This is a genomic window from Arthrobacter sp. R3-55 (assembly GCF_054161505.1).
Genome location: NZ_CP096423.1, coordinates 1,927,051 through 1,945,986, shown reverse-complemented (window position 1 = coordinate 1,945,986; position 18,936 = coordinate 1,927,051). Strand labels below are relative to the sequence as shown.

Here is an 18,936-nt window from a genome sequence, read left to right as displayed (position 1 = left end):
TACCGCTACCGGGACTGGTTGGGCTGTCCGTCATCACGGGCACGGCGGGCGGCCCGGTTGAGGATGCCCGCGAGTTTGTCCGCGGAAGCCTGGGAGCCGGCGCTGAGCGCCACCTTGCCCCCATTCAGTTTCCTCACGACGACGGCGGGGCCGCTGCTGACCAGCATTGCGGTGGCGTCATCGTGGTGACGCCAGCCCCACCCGCCATAATCAGCGGCTTTGACGTCCATCGGGGCTGCTGCAGCGATCTCCACGGCGGGGACGGTCAGGACGCGCACGACGCCACCGGCGAACACCTGCAGGCCTCCCCTGTCAGCGCGCACGCGGGCAAACAGGAATCCCGCGCCCACCAGGGCAGCGACTGCCACCAGGGCTCCGAGCCAGGGAACGGCCACCGCTATCAAGGCTGCCGGGAACACAGCAGAAACAATGATCATGATGAAGACCGAACTCCGGGCATGCACCCACAGGCGGAGCGTATCGCGGGCCAAATCAGGGTCAGCGAGAAGGGTGAGCTCTTCCTGGAGCGCAACATCGTCCTCACGGGTCCAGCGCGGATCGGGTTTAAAGGCGAACATCATGACAACGCCCAGGGCCACGGCCGCGCCGCTGCCCATGGCCAGCACGATCGGGTCCACATGGGATTCCCGCGCATCCGCCAGCCCCGATTGGCCCACCAGCCCGGCAGCCACCACGGTGGTGATGAAGAGGCTCACTGTCAGGCCAAGGCCCATCATGACGCGCCGCATGACAACGGGCCTGGTAATCGACACCGCTTGGAGGAAGACCGCCCACCCGCAGAGGGCGATGAGGGCTGCGCCGCCGGCCACATAGGCGCCGAAGGGCGCGAACGAACTGCCGCCGTCGGCGTTCCACATGACGGCCACCGGGTTGGGGAGGTCGTTGCGGAGCATTTGGGCGCACACCACAAAACCCACCGAGAGGAGCAGCGGAAAGGCAATCGCAAACCTCAAAGCGCGGAAATCGAGAGTGTCCCGGAACGATCCCATAATCCAACGCTACTCCGTGGGACGACACTGTGGTGTACCGTCCTTGCCTTCCAGCAATGGAGTGAAAGAATAACTTCACACCATCGTCCGGCCGCGATTGGCCGGTCACCCCAAATACTTCCGGAGGCACCACTTGCCAGGCCTGAACCTCACGCGCGACGAAGCCGCGATCCGCGCCCGACTGCTCAACGTCGAGTCGTATAACGTCACCCTGGACCTGACCAGGGGGCCGGAAACCTTCGGTTCAACCACCGAAGTCAAGTTTTCTGCGACACCGGGATCGTCCACCTTCATCGACGCGGTTACCTCGGCGGTCCACAGCGTGACCTTGAACGGCATTGAACTGGATCCTGCGGACGTCTCGGATGGCGTCCGCATCCAGCTTCCGGACCTGGCCGCCCGGAACGAACTCGTGGTTGTCGCCGACGCTCCGTACATGAACACGGGCGAGGGACTTCACCGCTTTGTTGACCCCGTGGACGGCGAGGTGTATCTCTACACGCAGTTCGAAGTTCCGGACTCGCGGCGCATGTTCGCAGTTTTCGAGCAGCCCGACCTCAAAGCAAGCTTCTCGTTTACGGTCACGGCGCCCTCGCACTGGGATGTCATCTCCAACTCCCCTACGCCGGTTCCTGTTCAGGCACCCGCCGGGGAAGACGGCGACGCCCGCTCTGTGTGGGAATTCGCGCCCACTCCCCGCCTGTCCTCCTATGTCACCGCATTGATCGCCGGACCGTACCAGTCCGTCCGCTCCGAGGTCACAAGTTCCGACGGACGCGTCATCCCGCTGGGAGTCTTTGCCCGCAAGTCCCTCATGCAATACCTCGATGCGGACAACATCTTCGACCTGACCCGTCAAGGATTTGAGTTCTTCGAAGCCCAGTTCGACTGCCCGTACCCGTTCGAAAAGTACGATCAACTGTTTGTCCCGGAGTTCAACGCCGGGGCAATGGAAAACGCCGGAGCCGTAACCATCCTGGAAGGCTACGTCTTCCGTGGGAAGGTCACCGGCGCCCAGATAGAACGGCGTGCCATCACAGTCCTGCACGAGCTGGCGCACATGTGGTTCGGGGACTTGGTGACCATGCGCTGGTGGAACGACCTCTGGCTTAACGAATCCTTTGCCGAATACATGTCCCACCTGGCAGCCGTGGAGAATACGGAATTTGACCGGGCCTGGACCACTTTCGCGTCCGTGGAAAAGTCCTGGGCCTACAAGCAGGACCAGCTGCCCACCACGCACCCGATCTTTGCCGAGATCAACAACCTCGAAGACGTGGAAGTTAACTTCGACGGCATCACCTACGCCAAGGGCGCTTCGGTGCTCCGGCAGTTGGTGGCCTGGGTTGGTCCTGAGCAGTTCATGGCCGGGGTCCGCACCTACTTCGCCAAGCACTCCTGGAAAAACACGGAGCTCGCGGACCTCATGGTGGAGCTCGAGGCCGCCAGCGGCCGCGACCTGGACGTGTGGGGCAAGCTCTGGCTCGAGACTGCCGGGGTCAACACCCTCGCCCCGGAACTGAGGGTTGATAATGACGGAACAATTACCGGATTCGCCATCCTGCAGACCGCGATCGAGGAACAGCCCACCCTCCGTCCGCACCGCCTGGCCGTTGGCTTCTACTCACTCGCCGGTGACGGGAAGCTCGAACGCACCCACCGTGAAGAGCTCGACGTCGATGGTCCGCGGACCGAAGTCCCTGCCCTGGTTGGCAAGGCACGGCCGGACCTGATTTTGCTCAATGACGACGACCTCGCTTACGCAAAGGTCCGCCTGGACGATCACTCGTTGGCCACAGCGAAGGCGCACCTGAAGGACTTCGCAGCCAGCCTGCCGCGGACCCTGGTGTGGGGTTCAGCCTGGGATGCGGCGCGGGACGGCGAAACCCCGGCACGCGGCTACGTGGACTTGGTCCTTGCCAACATTGCCCACGAAACAGACTCCTCGGTCATCCTGGTCCAGCTTCGCCAGCTCGCCACCACCTTGACCTATTACGTGGCCGCTGAACACAAGGCCGAGGCCACCATCGCAGCAGCTGACACGCTCTGGGATCTCGCCTCCTCGGTGGAGGCAGGCTCAGACGCCCAGCTCCAATTTGCCAAATCCTTCACCCAGCTCGCGCGCAGCGCCGGCCAGTTGGACCGCATCCAAGCCCTTTTGGACGGAACCGAAACACTGGAAGGCCTCACGGTGGACCAGGATATGCGCTGGGAACTGCTGACCGCACTGGTGGCCGGCGGACGCCAGGGCCAGGAACGCATCGACGCCGAACTCGACCGGGACAACACCTCCAACGGCCAGAATGCCGCCGCCCAGGCGAAGGCAGCCATCCCCACCCCTGAAGCCAAGGCGGCAGCGTGGGAAGCGATCGTGGAAACCGGTGAACTCTCCAACGCGCTCCAGGCTTCGGCGGTGGCCGGGTTCATGCGCGTCCCGGACACTGCCCTGCTGGAGCCTTTCGCTGAAAAATACTTTGACGCCGTGCCCGGGATCGTCAAGGAACGCACCCATGCTTTGGCACAGCAGATCGTGGTGGGACTTTACCCCGCACAACTGACCACCGAGGCCACGGTGGCCCGCACGGATACGTTCCTGGCGGAGCTTCCAGAGGATAGCGCGGCCCTGCGCAGGATGATGCTGGAAAACCGTGACGGTGTGGCGCGCGCATTGCGTGCCCGGGCAGCCGACGTCTAGGCCAGTCACCTCATGATGCCCCTGCGGACAGTTGATGCCCCTTGGCTAGACTGTCCGCATGGGCCTGAATGAACACCGCTATGCGCTGACCGTCCGCTGGACCGGAAACCTGGGCGAGGGCACGGCAAGCTATCGCGGTTATTCACGGGACCATGACATAGAAATTCCGGGCCTGCCCACCCTTCAGGGGTCCGCGGATCCCACTTTCCATGGCGACCGCACACGTTACAACCCCGAGCAATTGCTGCTTGCCGCGCTCTCGCAGTGCCACATGCTTTCTTTCCTGCACGTCGCCGTGAAGCACGGTGTGGTGGTTACCGCTTATGAGGACAGCGCGGAGGGCCTGATGAAACTCAACCGCGATGGCAGTGGACAATTTCAAAGCGTGACGCTCAAACCACACGTCACCATTGCTGATCCCGGGCACGCCGATGTGATGGACCAGTTACATCACGAGGCCAACCAGGTCTGCTTCATCGCCCGCAGCGTCAACTTCCCCGTGCTGCACGAGCCAAGCACGACGACGGCCGCCGCCTAGCGCTGCCGGGCCCGCCATAGTGCCACGAGCCGTTGTTCGGTATCGCGGCTAAGGCCGGCTTTGCGGTCCCTGTCCAGACCCTTGTGCCGCTCATCCTCAAGCGTGGCCGCAAGGGTCTCCTGCCAGGGCCTCAGGACCATGCCACGCTCTTGTGCAGCGCTGTTGGTCCGCGATTGAAAGCCATCGTGGCCCGGCGGTAGCCACAAGGGCAGCGAGTCCGGGCCGGCCCAGTATTCGATGCCCTGCCCCACGAGCCACTCTGGGTCAGCGAACACAACATCCCGGGTTGCGCCATCATCTCCTGCGCTGCCAGCCGCCCGCTGTGACTCGGCGATGTATTCGCCAAACCGGACCACGTCGCCCAACGCGTTGTACGTTCCGGTCAATCCTTCCCCGGCGGATTGCAGGATCCACGCTGCAAGGTCGCGGACGTCAATGATCTGAGTTGCGGCATCCGGGATGTCAGGAACCAGAACCGGGCCAGGGCCAGCAGCGAATCGGGCAGGCCAATATCCGTATCTGTCAGTGCCATCTCCAGGGCCACTGATGAGCCCCGACCGCACGATGTGCGCCTTCTCCCCCACCGCACCCAGAGTCATCTGCTCAATAGCGGATTTGGATTGGCCGTAAGTCTCCGGGGTACCGGACTGTCCGGCGGGCAACGGCTCCAGCAACTCCGCGCCTTCATCGGCGCCGGGCACCGAATGGTCCGCGTAAACAGAGCAACTCGAAACAAAGGTCCAGTGACCGGCAGCCCGGCCCAGCATGTCCAACGCCTGGCCTGCCTGCACAGGATCCCGGGACACCTCCACCACAGCGTCCCACCGGCCATCGATCCCCGCGTAGGCCGCCGCACCCAAGGCGCGGTCGCCCCTGACCCAGGTGGCGTCGTCGGGCGGGTTCGTTGACGTGCCACGGGCAAAACAGGTGACATCATGTCCGGCAGCAATCGCTTGACGGGCGATTTCTGCAGACAGGAAGGCGGTACCGCCGAGGACCAGGATGCGCATACCGTCACGCTACGGCGCTAGGGTTGTAGGTGGACAGAGTGTTCCGCGCCCGGCGAACACGGGCCGACCACAAGGAGAAATTCACCCTTGACCTCCATCCCCTTGGCAGAAATTGTCACTTTGGAACCTGAAAAAATCGACCTCGTTTCCATCCTCATCACACTGGGCGTCGGCCTGGGCGTATGGATCGTTGCGCGGTTCGTTATTCTGCGCATCACACGGCGGGTATCGGCTGGAAGCTCCTTCTTCAAGAAAGCGCACTTCAAGTGGGTGCAACCAGCCATCCGCGCATTGGACCACGAGCGCCGCTCCCAACGCGCAGAGACCATCGGCACGCTGCTGACCAGCCTGGTGAGCGTCGTGGTAGTAGTGATCGTCATTATCTACGTCCTCAAATACATGAACGTGGACGTGGCGCCGCTGCTGACCAGTGTGGGCATCCTGGGTGTCGCCATCGGCTTTGGCGCCCAGCAATTGATCCGCGATTTCCTTGCGGGAATCTTCATCACCATTGAAGACCAATACGGGATCGGCGACGTCATCGTCACCAGCGAAGTCATTGGTACCGTTGAATCGGTGGGCCTGCGAATCACCCGGGTCCGCGCCGAAGACGGAGCCATCTGGTACCTGCGGAACGGCGAGATCCTCCGCGTGGGCAACCGCTCGCAGGGTGATTACGTGCCGTTGGAAACCCCCGACGCCACTGATCAACCCGGCGCATCAGCCGCCCCTGTCACAGCAGGCGCCCCGCGCGTCACCAAAGCCGAGGAGAAATCCAATGAGTAGCACCCCTGACGGGCAAGCCCCGGCACCCCAGTCGGGTCCTCGTCGCCAGCTGATGCAAAACGATCCGTTCAGCCAGCCTGCCTACACGGACAGTTTTTACGCTGCCGTGGGCGGCCACCCGACATTCGTCAAGCTGATCGATGTCTTCTACGACGGCGTGGCCACGGATCCATTGCTTCGGCCCATGTATCCCGAAGAGGACCTTGCTCCGGCAAAGCGCCGCTTCCTGATGTTCCTGGAGCAATACTGGGGCGGTCCCACCACCTACGGCGAGGAACGGGGCCATCCGAGGCTGCGCATGCGCCACATGCCGTTCCAGGTAACCCCGGAAGCCAAGGATCGCTGGCTTTTCCACATGCGCACGGCCGTAGACGCGCTGGAGCTCTCGCCGCTGCATGAGGGGACCCTGTGGGACTACATGGAACGCGCTGCACTGACCATGGTCAACAGCCCCTCGTCAGGCGCCTAAGACTGGAAGCCGAGGCCCAGGCCTGCACCCGTGCGAACCAGCACATGGCCGCGGGGACCGCTGAGGCGGAACCAGCGGCCATTGCGGAAGACGTTCTGCTCGGCGTCGCCCAGGAAACCGAGGGCGAAAGCTGCGAAAGCTGCGCCCGCAGGGAGGCCGCCCGCACCTTGCAGTTCACGGCCCCACACTGCCGCCCTGGCGCTGTTGACCACCGCGGCACCTGCCAAAGCAGGAATGACGCCGGCCACCTCGGCAATGCCCGCCTCCGCCGCTGACTTGAGGTCGGCGTCGAGCATTGATCCTTGCGCTTCCCAGCCCGAACGCGGCGCGCCAACGCCGGCCCAGGACTCGGACACGGTGGACGGCGGTATGGGCAGCTCCACGTCATCGGCGCCGGAGCGGGCCAACCGGTCCATGACGGACGCAAGGGTCACCGTGACATCAGCACGGGCCGCCTCAGCGAGGGCCATGGTCCGCAAGCCGAGGATGGTGGGGGTGGACTCCCCCAGGATGCGGGGCCGCAAAACACACACATAGGCGGCCAGGACACTGCCCGCGGCCTGGAGGCGGATGGCGCCGTCGTCGATGCTCTTTGCCCGCGTCACATATGTTTTCAAGTCAGCGAGGTCACGGGGATCGGCGAAGCGGAAGGACTGGGTCAAGACGTCTGTCACATCATCGACTCTACCGGCATGTCTGCGGTTGAGAGGGGTCCGGGCGGCGTCTAAAGTCGAACCATGACTGAGACGAACGCTGGCCTTGAAGTTGAAGCACCCGCAGAAGACCCCATGGATGTGCTGATCGGCCTGCTGGACCTTGGTGATTTTGACGGCGCCCGGACCAATGAGGACATTTTCCTGGGCCCATCGCAGAAGCAACCACGACACCGGGTTTTTGGCGGCCAGGTTCTGGCACAGTCCATGATGGCCGGTATGCGGACGGTGGAACCGGACAGGGTAGCCCACTCCATGCACGGCTACTTCCTGCGTCCCGGTGATGCCAACAAACCGATCACGTTCGGGGTAGAGAGGCTGCGGGACGGGCGCTCATTCTCCGCCCGGCGCGTTCATGCCTACCAGGACGGCGTGCCTATCCTGTCCATGATTGCTTCCTTCCAGGTTGAAGACACCGGACTGGACCATCAAGCCACCATGCCCGAGGGCATTCCGGACCCTGAGTCCCTGCCCAGCACCGCAGAACTCCTGTCGCATTTCGACCACCCCATGGCACGGCATATGTCATCCGAGCGCCCCTTCGACGTCCGCCACATTGATCCGGCGCTCTACGTGTCGCCTCCCAGCGAGCACGTAGCAAGCAACGCAGTGTGGATGAAAACCATGGGCCCCCTGCCCGATGACCCCAACCTCCACCGTGCAGCCTTGGCCTACGCCAGTGACTACACCCTGCTGGAGCCCATCCTCCGGGCCCATGGCCTGGCGTGGATGACGCCCGGAATGAGCGTCGCCAGCCTCGACCACGCCATGTGGTGGCACCGCCCTGTGCGGGTGGACGAGTGGATGCTCTACGTCCAGGAATCACCCAGTGCCCAAGGCGCTCGCGGACTCGCCACAGGCCGCATCTTCAACCGCGACGGCCTGCATGTTGCCACAGTCGCCCAGGAAGGCATGGTCCGCATCCCCTAGCCTTTCAAGGCTACGGCGATCTGCCGGGAGTTCACGCCGAGGCGTTAAACCGGAAAGGCCGGCCCCACAGGGGCCAGCCTTTCTACGTATGTGCCTGGGCGATGAAACTTTAGTCGCGGGTCAGGCGGCGGTGGGTCACGCGGTGCGGCTTGGCAGCATCGGGGCCAAGGCGCTCCACTTTGTTTTCTTCGTAGGAGTCGAAGTTGCCCTCGAACCAGTACCACTTGGACGGGTTCTCCTCGTCACCTTCGTAGGCCAGGATGTGGGTGGCCACCCGGTCCAGGAACCAACGGTCGTGCGAGACCACCACGGCGCAACCGGGGAATTCCAGGAGGGCGTTCTCGAGGCTGCTCAAGGTTTCGACGTCGAGGTCGTTGGTGGGTTCGTCAAGCAGCAGCAGGTTGCCGCCCTGCTTGAGCGTCAGCGCGAGGTTGAGGCGGTTGCGCTCACCACCGGAGAGGACGCCGGCCTTCTTCTGCTGGTCCGGGCCCTTGAAGCCGAAGGCCGATACGTAAGCACGCGACGGCATCTCCACCTGGCCCACCTGGATGTAGTCCAGGCCTTCGGAGACAACTTCCCAAAGGGACTTGTTGGGATCGATGCCACCACGGGACTGATCCACGTAGGAGATCTTCACGGACTCGCCGATCTTGAGCTCTCCGTCGTCCAACGGCTCCATGCCGACGATGGTCTTGAAGAGCGTGGACTTACCAACACCGTTGGGGCCAATGACACCTACGATGCCGTTGCGGGGCAGCGAGAAGGACAAGTCCTCAATGAGGACACGGTCATCGAAGCCCTTCTTCAGGTTCTTGGCTTCGATCACCAAGGAACCCAAGCGCGGTCCCGGCGGAATCTGGATCTCTTCGAAGTCCAGCTTGCGCGTGCGCTCGGCTTCGGCAGCCATTTCCTCGTAGCGGGCCAGGCGGGCCTTGGACTTGGTCTGGCGGCCCTTGGCGTTGGAGCGCACCCACTCAAGTTCCTCGGTCAGGCGCTTGGACAGCTTGGCGTCCTTCTTGCCCTGGACCTCGAGGCGGGCTTTCTTCTTCTCCAGGTACGTGGAGTAGTTGCCTTCGTACGGGTACAGGTGACCGCGGTCCACTTCGGCGATCCACTCAGCTACGTGATCAAGGAAGTAGCGATCGTGGGTCACGGCAAGGACAGCACCGGGGTACTGGGACAGGTGCTGCTCGAGCCACAGCACGCTCTCGGCGTCCAAGTGGTTGGTGGGCTCATCGAGCAGCAGCAGGTCAGGCTTCTGAAGAAGGAGCTTGCAGAGAGCCACACGGCGGCGCTCACCACCGGAAAGGACAGTGACGTCGGCATCGGCCGGCGGGCAACGCAAAGCGTCCATGGCCTGTTCGAGCTGGGAGTCGATATCCCAGGCATCAGCGGCGTCGATGGCTTCCTGCAGCTTGCCCATCTCATCCAGGAGCGTCTCGTAATCCGCATCCGGGTTGGCCATTTCTTCGGAGATCTCGTTGAAACGCTGGATCTTGCCGTAGATCTCGCCTACACCTTCCTGGACGTTGCCCAGGACGGTTTTTTCCTCGTTCAGCGGCGGTTCCTGCAAGAGGATGCCCACGGTGTAACCGGGGCTCAGGCGGGCCTCGCCGTTTGAAGGGGTGTCCAGTCCGGCCATGATCTTCAGGATGGTGGACTTACCAGCACCGTTCGGACCCACGACGCCGATCTTCGCGCCAGGGTAGAACGACATGCTGACATCGTCCAGAATAAGTTTGTCGCCAACGGCTTTGCGAGCCTTGGTCATCGTGTAAATGAATTCCGCCATGCCCTTAAATCTAATGGCTAGGCCTGCTTAACTCACATTCGTGCCCTACGGCGTCGCTAGCGGGCGTCTCCCACGAAGCATTTACCGGTAGCAAGGACGGGCAGCACCGTCATTACCACTCCGCCCTCACGGATCTGCCCCATGACGCAGCTTTCTCCGGTCAGGGCCGCTGCTTCCAGGGCATCGACGTCCAGGCCCGTGGGCGTACGGCTGACAGAGACTTCTACGTTGGCCTTCGGGATTCCGGCGGAAACCAAGGCCGAGCGGAGCGCTTCCTGGTCCGGCTTGGGGTTGGCGGCAACGAGGCTTTTCAGCGTTGTTTCCATAGTTGTCGTCGTTGCGGCGACAGCCGGATCGACGGGCGCTGTGACCTGCCCGGTGGTGGAGGGCGTTATTCCCCCTTGAGCGGAGGACGCCGGAGTTGCCGTGCAGCCAGTCATCGTCACCAACGCGACGACCACCAGCAGCGACAATGCTGATGCGCCGAATCTTCCGGCCTTTGCTGACTTGCCGCCCATCGGCGTCGTTCCCCTGCTTATCACTTAGCCATTGTGCCATTCACGTGACGGGATGACCGGCGTAGCGTTCCGTTGAACAGGATTTACTTGTCCCTATTGAGGAACGGAGCCCACCATGGGTGAGCAAACCCCTGATGCCGTTGCATCGACCACCATCGCCGCCCCGCCTGAAAAAGTCTGGAAGGCACTCACTGACCCCTCCCTCATCAAGGAGTATTTCCTCGGCACCAACGTCACAACATCCTGGCGGGTGGGAGAGCCGATTACTTACTCCGGCGAGTACAACGGCACCGTGTATGAGGACAAAGGCATCGTCCTTGCCTTCGATCCTCCGAAGCTGCTGAAGACCACGCATTACAGTCCCGCCTCGGGGCTACCTGACGTTCCCGGTAACCATCACACCGTGGAATACGACGTGGCATACGCCGACGGCGGAACAATCGTGACCATCACGCAAGGCAACAATTCCAGTGCCGAAGAAGTTGCGCAGTCCACCGAAACCTGGGGGCTGGTGCTCCGGAATCTCAAGGAATTCCTTGAGTCCAAGCGTTAAAGGAGCATCCCCCTGGAATCGTGTCCAGGGGGATGCAGTGGTGCCCCAGGAGGGAATCGAACCCCCGACCGGCGGATTAGAAGGCCGCTGCTCTATCCCCTGAGCTACTGGGGCGCACTGACGCCGTCACCGCTGTGGGCGGCGTGGCGCCACAAAGAGTTTACAGTGCGATCGCGGTATGGCCAGCCACCTCCGCACCGCTGTCATCCCATCCTCCACAGGGGCCCATTCGCCGAGGTTATGCACATAGGCGAACGGGGCACTGCTCTGAAGGGCCTTACTGGTCGAAGCTGAAGGAGCCGGACAGGCACTTCCTACATCCAGAAGGACCATCAATGAATGACATGATCACCGTTCGGGGTTTCGTGGCCTCGGAGGTCAAGAGTTCCACTACTACCGGGGGCACGGCTACAGCGTCCTTTCGCCTGGGAACTACAGAACGACGTTACGACCGGGCGAACAACACTTGGGTTGATGGCAACACCAATTGGTACACCGTGCAATCGTTCCGGTACCTCGCCGGGCACGTGGGGTGCAGTATCAAAAAGGGGCAGCGCGTTTTGGTCGCGGGAAAGCTGCGGCTGAGGCAATGGGAACATGAAGGCCGCGTCTATCACGTGGCGGAGATCGATGCCGAATCCGTGGGGCACGACCTCATGTGGGGCTCTGCCAACTTCACCCGCATGAACGGCACCTCCGCGCCGGCAGACGCCGCAGCGGCCAACTCTGCGATACCGGAGGAAACCCTGTCCAGCCAAGCGCCGGGCAGCACCGGGAGCAGCAGCGAGTGGGGCGCCGAGGACGCTGAACAAGGTCCTCCCGAGGACGAGTCAGTGGCGGCCGGGATGGACGATCCCGATGGAACGGGCCCCATGATGGTGAACACCACCACAGGGGAGTTGGTGGGCGCAGGCGTTTGAACGAGCTGTTCCGGAGCAAGGGCGAACCATCCGGTGCCAGGGCCTGTGGTTCGCCCTTTTGCCCGGGAACACGCAACAGGACGCCGTCAGGGCAGTCAATTGTTGCCTGGCCGCACCGTGGGATCGCCACAGTGGAGTAACCGATTTACGGCAGTGTCAGGATCATCGGGCCGTCCGCGGTGATGGCAACCGTATGCTCGCTGTGGGCTGCCCTCTGTCCGTTCGCCGATCGCAGGGTCCACTCGTCTTCATCGTGGTAGTAATCGTCCTTGCCGCCCAGAATCAACATGGGCTCAATGGCAATAACCAGCCCTTCCTCGAGCTTCATGCCCCGGCCTGGACGTCCGATGTTGGGCACCGGCGGTTCGGCGTGCATGGTTCGGCCGATTCCGTGACCGCCGTGGTCGGCAAGCAACCCGTACCCTGCCCTTTTGGCTTCACCGCCAATGGCATAGGCGAGATCACCCATTTTGTTTCCCACCCGTGCTGCTTCAACACCCCTTGCAAGGGCGGCTTCCGTTGCATCAATGAGTTCCTGGTCCAAGGGATCACCGTCCCCCACGATGAAGCTGATGGCTGCATCTCCGCACCAACCTTCCAGAAAGGCGCCGCAGTCAACACTCAGGAGATCGCCGTCTTCAAGCACGTAGCCGTTCGGGATGCCATGGACCACAGCGTCATTGACGCTTGCGCAGATCACGCCCGGAAACGGCACGGCCGCCCACCGGGGGTGATAGTCGAGGAAAGCAGGCCTTGCCCCCGCGTCGGACATCACTGCCGCCGCGACGTCGTCGAGTTCCTTGAGGGAGACGCCCACTGCAGCGTGCTCCTTGACCGCTGCTAGTGCGTTGGCCACCACGCGGCCGGCCTCGCGCATCAGCTCTATCTGCTCGGGCGTCTTCAGCATTGACATATAAGGTCCTCCGTTGCTGGGCATGCCTTGGGGTTCGCAGCCGGCTGCCGCCACTCTGCCACTCTACGACCCACCGGCGACGCCTGGGAGGCATCCGGGCGATGTTGGGAGAACAGAGGACACGCGCCGGTCCTACAGTTGAGGCATGACCAAGGACCTCGTGGCGTTAATCCGCTCCTCACTCCGTGCGGCCGGTGACCCTGAACGGGCAATTGGTGCCCAGGCGTACATGAAGTCGGATATGCCCTCGCTCGGTGTCAGGGTTCCAGAGGTGCGAAGCATTGCTAAAGCTGCAGCCAACGAAATACCTCCTACATCCCCGGCAGATCTGCGGCTCGCGGTTCTGGAGTTATGGCGCGAAGCCAAGGCCCGGGAGGAACGGTACGCAGCCATCGATCTGACGGGGCTTCGACAGGTCAAGGAAGACCTCGACATGCTGCCGGTGTATGAGGAAATTATCCGGACAGGAGCATGGTGGGACCTCGTCGACGCAGTGGCGCACCGGATCTGCGCGCTGTTGCTGGCTCAGCGGGCAACCATGACCCCTCTGCTGCTTCGCTGGGCCAAAGATGAGGACAAGTGGATCCGCCGGGCCGCTATCACTGCCCAGCTAGGGGCAAAGTCCAAGACCGATCACGATCTGCTGGCCGCAATTATCGAGTGCAATCTGTACGACAAGGAATTCTTCATCCGCAAGGCCATCGGTTGGGCACTGCGTGAATACAGCAAGTCGGATCCTGATTGGGTCCGCGCCTTTGCCGCGGGCCATGCTTCATCGCTGAGTCCGTTGTCCCTTCGCGAAGGAACCCGGCTTTTGTCCTCCAGCTGATGCAGCTCAGATGATCGGACGGAGGCCGGGTTCGTCCTGTTTGCGGAACAGGCTCTTGGTTTTCGGGTCAACAAAGATCAGGTACACGGCGAAGAGCAAGGCGATGATGGCCGCTGCGTTGCGGGCCAACGTCAGGGCGAGGCCAAGGTCTTCACTCTGGAGGTAGGGGAAGACATCCAACTGGTCCGAGATGGCATAGACCATGAAGAACGACACCACGAAGTAGACGGCTTTGACCTGCCAGTCGTTGCGGATACCTGTCACGGCAAACAGCGGGATCAGCCAGACCACGTACCAGGACTGGATCATCGGCGCCAGAATGACAATGGCCGCAAACGCCAGGGTGAGCCTGCGCATCAGGCGGTCGTAGTCACCCCGGAAGACCTGCCAGGCGATGGCTCCGACCATCAAGACCTTGCCGGCGTCGTACACCCATTTGGCCATGCCCCAACCGTCCAGACCGAAGACGTTGAAGATAGAGGCCACCACCAGCCCGATGAGGCCGATGGGGGCATACCAGATCCACACGCTTCCCGGAGCTGACAGGCCATTGATCCAACCAAATCCGAAACCGTTGACCATGCTCATGGCGTACAACAGTCCGAAGCTCAGTCCGGCGGTCAGGAACCAGAAGACGAACTTACGGGGCCAGGAGGCTCCCTTGCCTGCCCACAAGAGACCAATGAAGGGAAGGAACACCACAGTGATGGGCTTGACCGAGATGGACAGGGTGACCAGCACCAGCCCGAAGATCACGCGGCGTGTTGCGCAGTAATACAGGCCGGCCAGGGCCAGGCCGATCATGAGTGCGTCGTTGTGGACGCTTGCTATGAAGTTGGTCAGGAAGAGGGGGTTTGCCGCCGTCAACCACAAAGCCCTGTGCGGATTTACGCCGTGGAGTTCGGCCAGCTTGGGCACATAGATGATGCACAGAATGATGCCCACGAGGGCCACAAGCCGGAAGAGCATAATGCTCGCTTCGGGTTGGACATTGGTCACCCAAACCACGAACTGCTCGATCCACAGGAACAACTGCCCGTACGGTACCGGCGCTTCGGTCCACATTTTGTCCGCGCCCAGCTGGAAATAGTTGGGTAGCGCGGAAATCCCATTCTCGTAGGGATTGATGCCCTCGACCATCAGACGGCCTTGACCGATGTAGGCGTAGACGTCCCTGCTGAAGAGGGGAACCGTGAACATCATGGGAAAACCCCACGCGACCACGGCTTGGAGCGTTGCCTTACGCGCTTGCAGCCCCCATACCCGTACGCGTTGACCTAGACGGAGCCAGGCCCTGACGAGCAACATTCCGCCGACAGCCAGCAGGACAATGGAGAGGGCGACGCCGGCACCTTCGGTGCGCATCCAAATGAAAAGCGGCAGCCTCCGAAGTTCGGAGACCGGGGCGAGCCAGCCCACACCCAGAGACCCAAACACCATGAACATGGAACCAATGAACCCGGCGATCAGCGGCGAACGGGCATTATCAACCTCGCTGGTTGCAGCATCCGCCGTCGGCGCTGCTGTCCCTGCCTTCTGGGCGGCGGGTACTGGCACCGTCATGTGGTTGTCATCCAATCGTTCGCCCGATGCATCCGGGAGAAATTCAGCGTCTTTGGGGCTTTCCGCGACAGGAAGAAACGACACTGCCGCGCTCAAAAATCGTACCATCCGAGCACTCCGAACCGCCTGAAGGATAGGCTGGGCGCGTGCCTATTACTAATGAACGCATCGTCTGGATCGACTGCGAAATGACCGGCCTGGACCTGAAGAACGACGCCCTGATCGAGGTCGCGGCTCTGGTGACGGATTCCGAGCTCAATATCCTCGGCGACGGCGTCGACGTCGTCATCAAACCGGACGATGCCGCTTTGGAACAAATGAATGATTTTGTGCGGGACATGCATACCCGTTCGAAGCTCCTGGACGAACTCCCGCACGGCAAGACCATGGCCGAGGCTGAAGCCGAAGTCCTTGAATACATCGAGAAGTGGGTTCCCGATCCCCGAAAAGCACCCTTGGGCGGCAACTCGGTGGGAACAGACCGCATGTTCCTGGCCAGGGACATGCCCAACATCGTGGAGCACCTCCACTACCGCGTGATCGATGTCAGCACCATCAAGGAACTGTCACGGCGCTGGTTCCCGCGCGCCTACTTCCAGTCACCCGCAAAGCACGGTGGTCACCGCGCCCTCGGTGACATCAAAGATTCCATCGACGAGCTCCGCTACTACCGCCAAGCCGTGTTCGTGCCGGCTCCCGGACCGGACACTGCAACAGCCCAGCGCATTTCCAAGGACGTCATGTCCACCGCGGAGACCTTGGGATCCACTGAAACAGTGTGATCTGCACCATTTTTCAAGGTTTTTTTGCCAAAAGCGGCAAAAGTGGACTTTGCACCCCAAAACAGCAGGTAAGCTATTTGTCGTTGCCTTGAAGGAAAGCCGGTCAAACGGTTCAGCCCCAAAAGGCACATGGTGGGCTTAGCTCAGTTGGCAGAGCGCCTGGTTGTGGTCCAGGAGGTCGCGGGTTCAACCCCCGTAGCTCACCCCACCGAGATTGGCTGCAGAGCCGGTTTCCACAAAGGCCGCACCGGTTATCCGGTGCGGCCTTTGCTTTTAACTCGAAGCGACCATGTGCCGACCCGCACATCAGCGATCTACAAGGAAGAACTGAGATGACCGTCCTGCCAGTCACCATCTGGGGCGAACCTGTTTTGCATCGTCGGGCCAGCGAAGTGGAGGTTTTCGATGATGAACTCCGCGCCCTGATCGCGGACATGTTCGAGACCAACGACGCCGCCAATGGCGTTGGGCTCGCTGCCCCGCAGATCGGCGTTGGCAAGCGCCTGTTCGTTTACAAGTACGCCAATGATGACGACGTTCCTGAGCAGGGCGTGGTGGTCAACCCCGTCCTCACTCTTTCCAAGGTCTCGGGGGCGCTTCCTGACCCGGATGAGCACGTTGAGGGCTGCTTGTCCTTCCCGGGCGAGTACTACCCTTTGCAGCGGGCTGAGTGGACGCGCGTCCAAGGCTTCGATGGCCATGGAAACCCCGTGGACTTTGAAGCGACCGGCTGGTTTGCCCGGATACTTCAGCACGAGTTCGACCACCTGGATGGAAAGCTGTACGTCAATCGATTGGTGGACAGGTACTCCAAGAAAGCCCTCAAGCAGGCGAAGAAGCACGGCTGGGGTGTCCCCGGCCTGACCTGGATGCCCGGCGTCGATCCCGATCCCTTCGGACACTAAGCCATGGACTTCAGCAAGCACGAAGAGCTTTTCGAACTCTTGGACATTACCGGCGATGACGCCAGCGAATGTGCAGCCCTGCTGGCAACTCCGCCCGAAGATGCTGTGCTGCGCGCCACGGCCGCCATGGAAGAGCGGTTGGGTACTTTCCCGTTAGACAGCATCAAGGATGAGAACGCTGCCGAGACTCTCTGGATAGAAGCGCTGCTCCGCTTCGCTCCCACTGTTCACGCCTACCACAAACAACTTGGCATCAGTCCTGAGGTCTCTGCGGGATCGTTGGCTGACGTGGGACTTCAGCTCAGGATCAATCGGCGTGTCCACGGCCGTTTCGGCCTGGACACCTGGGCGTGGCTGACCTTGCACGTGGCAGGGAATCTTTTCAGGCTGGGCCGTCTGCAGTTCCACCTGGTCCCCGGCCGGAACGATGACCCTCAAGCGATGACGTCCGTAAGGAATCACGGGTGGGTACTGGGCGTACACATCCCCGAGGACGGTGGGCTCTCCCCCGCCGTTGTTGATGCCAGCCTGGCCGAGGCCCGCGCGTTTTTCCCGCGCTTTTTCCCGGATAAACCGGCAACGGTGGCCACCTGTGATTCCTGGATGCTGGACCCTTACCTGGCGGAACGCCTGCCGGGCAGCAACATTGCCTCTTTCGCCCGTCGCTTCACGTTGGACCGCGTCTCTGATGCCCCCACCGATGCCGTCTACTTCACGTTCCGGCAGCGCGGGCTCAAGGACTTGGACAAGCTCCCCCGGGAGACGTCACTCCAGCGGGTGGTCCTGGACAGGATCAACGACGGCGGCACCTGGCAACTGGGACACGGTCACCTCGAGCTGTAGATAGTCTGCTGCTCGGGGCAGGAGGACAGGACGGCTTTCATGGCGTCCTTTTCCGGCTGGGTTACCCAAAGCTTGTACGCGGACTTTACGGAAATTTGCCGGGCGACGTAGTGGCAGCGGAAGTTCTTGTTGGCCGGCAACCACGTCGCAGCGTCGCCTGCTCCCTTTTTAACGTTCGCGGGACCATCGGCGGCAATCAGGTTCAAAGGATCATTGGCGAAGGTCTGGCGCTGCTGGACAGTAAGCTGTTGTGCACCTTTTTGCCATGCATCAGCCAAAGCAACCACATGGTCGATTTGAACGGCTGCACTGGTGTCCTGTCCCCGCCTGAACGTCACCTGCGACCCGGTATAGGGTTCGTGAAAGCTGCCACCGGCCACCTTGCAGGACGATCCTTCGGTGAACTCCACAGCTGAAAGGTCGCGTCGGAGGATGTCGTTCCTGGTGTCGCACCCGTTGCGGTCGGCATCGGCCCAAGCCTGGCCGAAGGCCGCCCGGTCGTAGTCCGTCTTCGGGGCCCTGCCCTTGACCGGCAGCCGCTCCAGGGCCACTGAGGCCATTTCGGCCGTCACCGGGGCGGCCCCGCGCACCGGCTTCATCCAGAGTGGGTTGTACACGGGGGCTTCACTGGGCCCCGTCGTCCAGGTGTTTGTCGCATTGAACTGCCCAGCCGTGAAGAACCATGCCAGCCCCGCCACTATGGTGACGGCAGCCAAGGCAAGAACCGTCCATGCTTGCCGGGATCTGCGGCGGGCGCGTTTATAGGCAGACCAGGTGATACTCAAGAGACTCCGTCCAGTGGGGGCAGGCATGTCCTACGAGCGTAGGACAAGGCCCCGACAGAAAGAGCGGGTATCCACAGTGTGTAGGAGAAGTCACACCGTGAGGAGGATCTCAGGTTTTATTGCTCGCGCATCACGCGTTGGAGGTCTTCGGTTGCCAGCGCGAGGAGTCCGCGCAGTTGCTCCACCCGTTGGTCCGTGACATCACCGGTGGCGTTGCCCGCAACAGCCTGATCCAGGAGTTTTTGGGCTTGTTTTTGGTTGGCCCGGGCCACGTCAAGGGCGTGTTCCAGTGCGGTCTCGTGTTCCAAGGTTGATTCATTTTCCATGAACCCATTTTGGTCAGGTTTCCCGGCTGATACCAGTGATTCAGCCGGGAAACCCG

General features: G+C 61.9%; 20 protein-coding genes and 2 tRNA genes. 12 read left to right on the top strand and 10 right to left on the bottom strand.

Going from position 1 to position 18,936, the window contains the following annotated elements; translation table 11 throughout:
* Nucleotides 1-5: 5 nt before the first annotated feature.
* The gene (locus M1D51_RS09115) at nucleotides 6-1,010 is read right to left on the bottom strand and encodes a hypothetical protein (protein ID WP_172325845.1); all 1,005 of its coding nucleotides are present in this window, start codon (nucleotides 1,008-1,010) and stop codon (nucleotides 6-8) included.
* Nucleotides 1,011-1,143: 133 nt separating this feature from the next.
* On the opposite strand from M1D51_RS09115, the gene pepN reads away from it, so the two are divergent.
* Nucleotides 1,144-3,705, top strand: coding sequence for an aminopeptidase N (pepN, locus tag M1D51_RS09110; RefSeq protein WP_458109266.1), 2,562 nt, complete (start codon nucleotides 1,144-1,146; stop codon nucleotides 3,703-3,705).
* A 58-nt stretch (nucleotides 3,706-3,763) separates the two neighbouring features.
* Nucleotides 3,764-4,243, top strand: a complete 480-nt coding sequence (locus M1D51_RS09105) for an OsmC family protein (RefSeq protein WP_172325820.1) — start codon at nucleotides 3,764-3,766, stop codon at nucleotides 4,241-4,243.
* Here M1D51_RS09105 and M1D51_RS09100 read toward each other — a convergent pair.
* The gene (locus tag M1D51_RS09100) at nucleotides 4,240-5,253 is read right to left on the bottom strand and encodes an NAD-dependent epimerase/dehydratase family protein (protein ID WP_458109265.1); all 1,014 of its coding nucleotides are present in this window, start codon (nucleotides 5,251-5,253) and stop codon (nucleotides 4,240-4,242) included. The genes M1D51_RS09105 and M1D51_RS09100 overlap by 4 nt on opposite strands.
* Before the next feature lie 87 nt (nucleotides 5,254-5,340).
* On the opposite strand from M1D51_RS09100, the gene M1D51_RS09095 reads away from it, so the two are divergent.
* Both M1D51_RS09095 and M1D51_RS09090 read left to right on the top strand, forming a co-directional pair.
* Nucleotides 5,341-6,039 (top strand): mechanosensitive ion channel family protein, encoded by a 699-nt coding sequence (locus M1D51_RS09095; RefSeq protein WP_172325822.1) that lies wholly within the window; start codon nucleotides 5,341-5,343, stop codon nucleotides 6,037-6,039.
* Nucleotides 6,032-6,508, top strand: coding sequence for a globin (locus M1D51_RS09090; RefSeq protein ID WP_305849751.1), 477 nt, complete (start codon nucleotides 6,032-6,034; stop codon nucleotides 6,506-6,508). Before M1D51_RS09095 ends, M1D51_RS09090 begins: the two co-directional genes overlap by 8 nt.
* Here the strand turns inward: M1D51_RS09090 and M1D51_RS09085 are convergent.
* Nucleotides 6,505-7,182, bottom strand: a complete 678-nt coding sequence (locus M1D51_RS09085; RefSeq protein ID WP_172325823.1) for a hypothetical protein — start codon at nucleotides 7,180-7,182, stop codon at nucleotides 6,505-6,507. The genes M1D51_RS09090 and M1D51_RS09085 overlap by 4 nt on opposite strands.
* Before the next feature lie 63 nt (nucleotides 7,183-7,245).
* Between M1D51_RS09085 and M1D51_RS09080 the strand changes: the two genes are divergently transcribed.
* On the top strand, nucleotides 7,246-8,151 hold the full coding sequence (locus tag M1D51_RS09080; protein ID WP_172325824.1) for an acyl-CoA thioesterase: 906 nt from the start codon (nucleotides 7,246-7,248) through the stop codon (nucleotides 8,149-8,151).
* Nucleotides 8,152-8,260: 109 nt separating this feature from the next.
* Here M1D51_RS09080 and ettA read toward each other — a convergent pair whose 3' ends face one another.
* Both ettA and M1D51_RS09070 read right to left on the bottom strand, forming a co-directional pair.
* Nucleotides 8,261-9,943 (bottom strand): energy-dependent translational throttle protein EttA, encoded by a 1,683-nt coding sequence (ettA, locus tag M1D51_RS09075; protein WP_458109264.1) that lies wholly within the window; start codon nucleotides 9,941-9,943, stop codon nucleotides 8,261-8,263.
* 56 nt (nucleotides 9,944-9,999) lie between these two features.
* Entirely contained in the window at nucleotides 10,000-10,485 is a 486-nt protein-coding gene (locus M1D51_RS09070; RefSeq protein WP_458109263.1) for a DUF6993 domain-containing protein, read from the bottom strand.
* A gap of 91 nt (nucleotides 10,486-10,576) precedes the next feature.
* Here M1D51_RS09070 and M1D51_RS09065 point away from each other — a divergent pair, with 91 nt between their 5' ends.
* On the top strand, nucleotides 10,577-11,014 hold the full coding sequence (locus M1D51_RS09065; protein ID WP_458109262.1) for an SRPBCC family protein: 438 nt from the start codon (nucleotides 10,577-10,579) through the stop codon (nucleotides 11,012-11,014).
* Nucleotides 11,015-11,052: 38 nt separating this feature from the next.
* Here the strand turns inward: M1D51_RS09065 and M1D51_RS09060 are convergent.
* Nucleotides 11,053-11,128, bottom strand: a tRNA-Arg gene (locus tag M1D51_RS09060).
* Nucleotides 11,129-11,349: 221 nt separating this feature from the next.
* On the opposite strand from M1D51_RS09060, the gene ssb reads away from it, so the two are divergent.
* A complete protein-coding gene (ssb, locus tag M1D51_RS09055; RefSeq protein WP_172326141.1) occupies nucleotides 11,350-11,934 on the top strand; it encodes a single-stranded DNA-binding protein in 585 nt (194 codons plus the stop codon).
* A 145-nt stretch (nucleotides 11,935-12,079) separates the two neighbouring features.
* Here ssb and map read toward each other — a convergent pair whose 3' ends face one another.
* Nucleotides 12,080-12,847, bottom strand: a complete 768-nt coding sequence (gene map / locus M1D51_RS09050) for a type I methionyl aminopeptidase (protein ID WP_458109261.1) — start codon at nucleotides 12,845-12,847, stop codon at nucleotides 12,080-12,082.
* Nucleotides 12,848-12,992: 145 nt separating this feature from the next.
* Here map and M1D51_RS09045 point away from each other — a divergent pair, with 145 nt between their 5' ends.
* Nucleotides 12,993-13,676 carry a DNA alkylation repair protein gene (locus tag M1D51_RS09045; RefSeq protein ID WP_458109260.1) on the top strand — a complete coding sequence of 228 codons (684 nt, stop codon included), beginning with the start codon at nucleotides 12,993-12,995 and terminating at the stop codon, nucleotides 13,674-13,676.
* Nucleotides 13,677-13,682: 6 nt separating this feature from the next.
* Here M1D51_RS09045 and mptB read toward each other — a convergent pair whose 3' ends face one another.
* Nucleotides 13,683-15,239 carry a polyprenol phosphomannose-dependent alpha 1,6 mannosyltransferase MptB gene (gene mptB, locus M1D51_RS09040; RefSeq protein WP_458109259.1) on the bottom strand — a complete coding sequence of 519 codons (1,557 nt, stop codon included), beginning with the start codon at nucleotides 15,237-15,239 and terminating at the stop codon, nucleotides 13,683-13,685.
* A 188-nt stretch (nucleotides 15,240-15,427) separates the two neighbouring features.
* Here mptB and orn point away from each other — a divergent pair, with 188 nt between their 5' ends.
* The 4 genes from orn to M1D51_RS09020 all read left to right on the top strand — a co-directional run bounded on the left by orn (nucleotide 15,428) and on the right by M1D51_RS09020 (nucleotide 17,769).
* Entirely contained in the window at nucleotides 15,428-16,021 is a 594-nt protein-coding gene (orn, locus tag M1D51_RS09035; protein WP_458109572.1) for an oligoribonuclease, read from the top strand.
* A gap of 132 nt (nucleotides 16,022-16,153) precedes the next feature.
* Nucleotides 16,154-16,229 (top strand) — tRNA-His (locus M1D51_RS09030).
* A gap of 124 nt (nucleotides 16,230-16,353) precedes the next feature.
* A complete protein-coding gene (def, locus tag M1D51_RS09025; RefSeq protein WP_172322481.1) occupies nucleotides 16,354-16,926 on the top strand; it encodes a peptide deformylase in 573 nt (190 codons plus the stop codon).
* A 3-nt stretch (nucleotides 16,927-16,929) separates the two neighbouring features.
* The gene (locus tag M1D51_RS09020; RefSeq protein ID WP_458109258.1) at nucleotides 16,930-17,769 is read left to right on the top strand and encodes an acyltransferase domain-containing protein; all 840 of its coding nucleotides are present in this window, start codon (nucleotides 16,930-16,932) and stop codon (nucleotides 17,767-17,769) included.
* On the opposite strand, the gene M1D51_RS09015 is transcribed toward M1D51_RS09020, so the two are convergent.
* A complete protein-coding gene (locus M1D51_RS09015) occupies nucleotides 17,754-18,554 on the bottom strand; it encodes an HNH endonuclease family protein (protein WP_458109571.1) in 801 nt (266 codons plus the stop codon). The two genes, M1D51_RS09020 and M1D51_RS09015, sit on opposite strands and share 16 nt — an antisense overlap.
* Nucleotides 18,555-18,670: 116 nt before the next feature.
* Nucleotides 18,671-18,880 (bottom strand): hypothetical protein, encoded by a 210-nt coding sequence (locus M1D51_RS09010; protein ID WP_172322478.1) that lies wholly within the window; start codon nucleotides 18,878-18,880, stop codon nucleotides 18,671-18,673.
* Nucleotides 18,881-18,936: the final 56 nt, after the last annotated feature.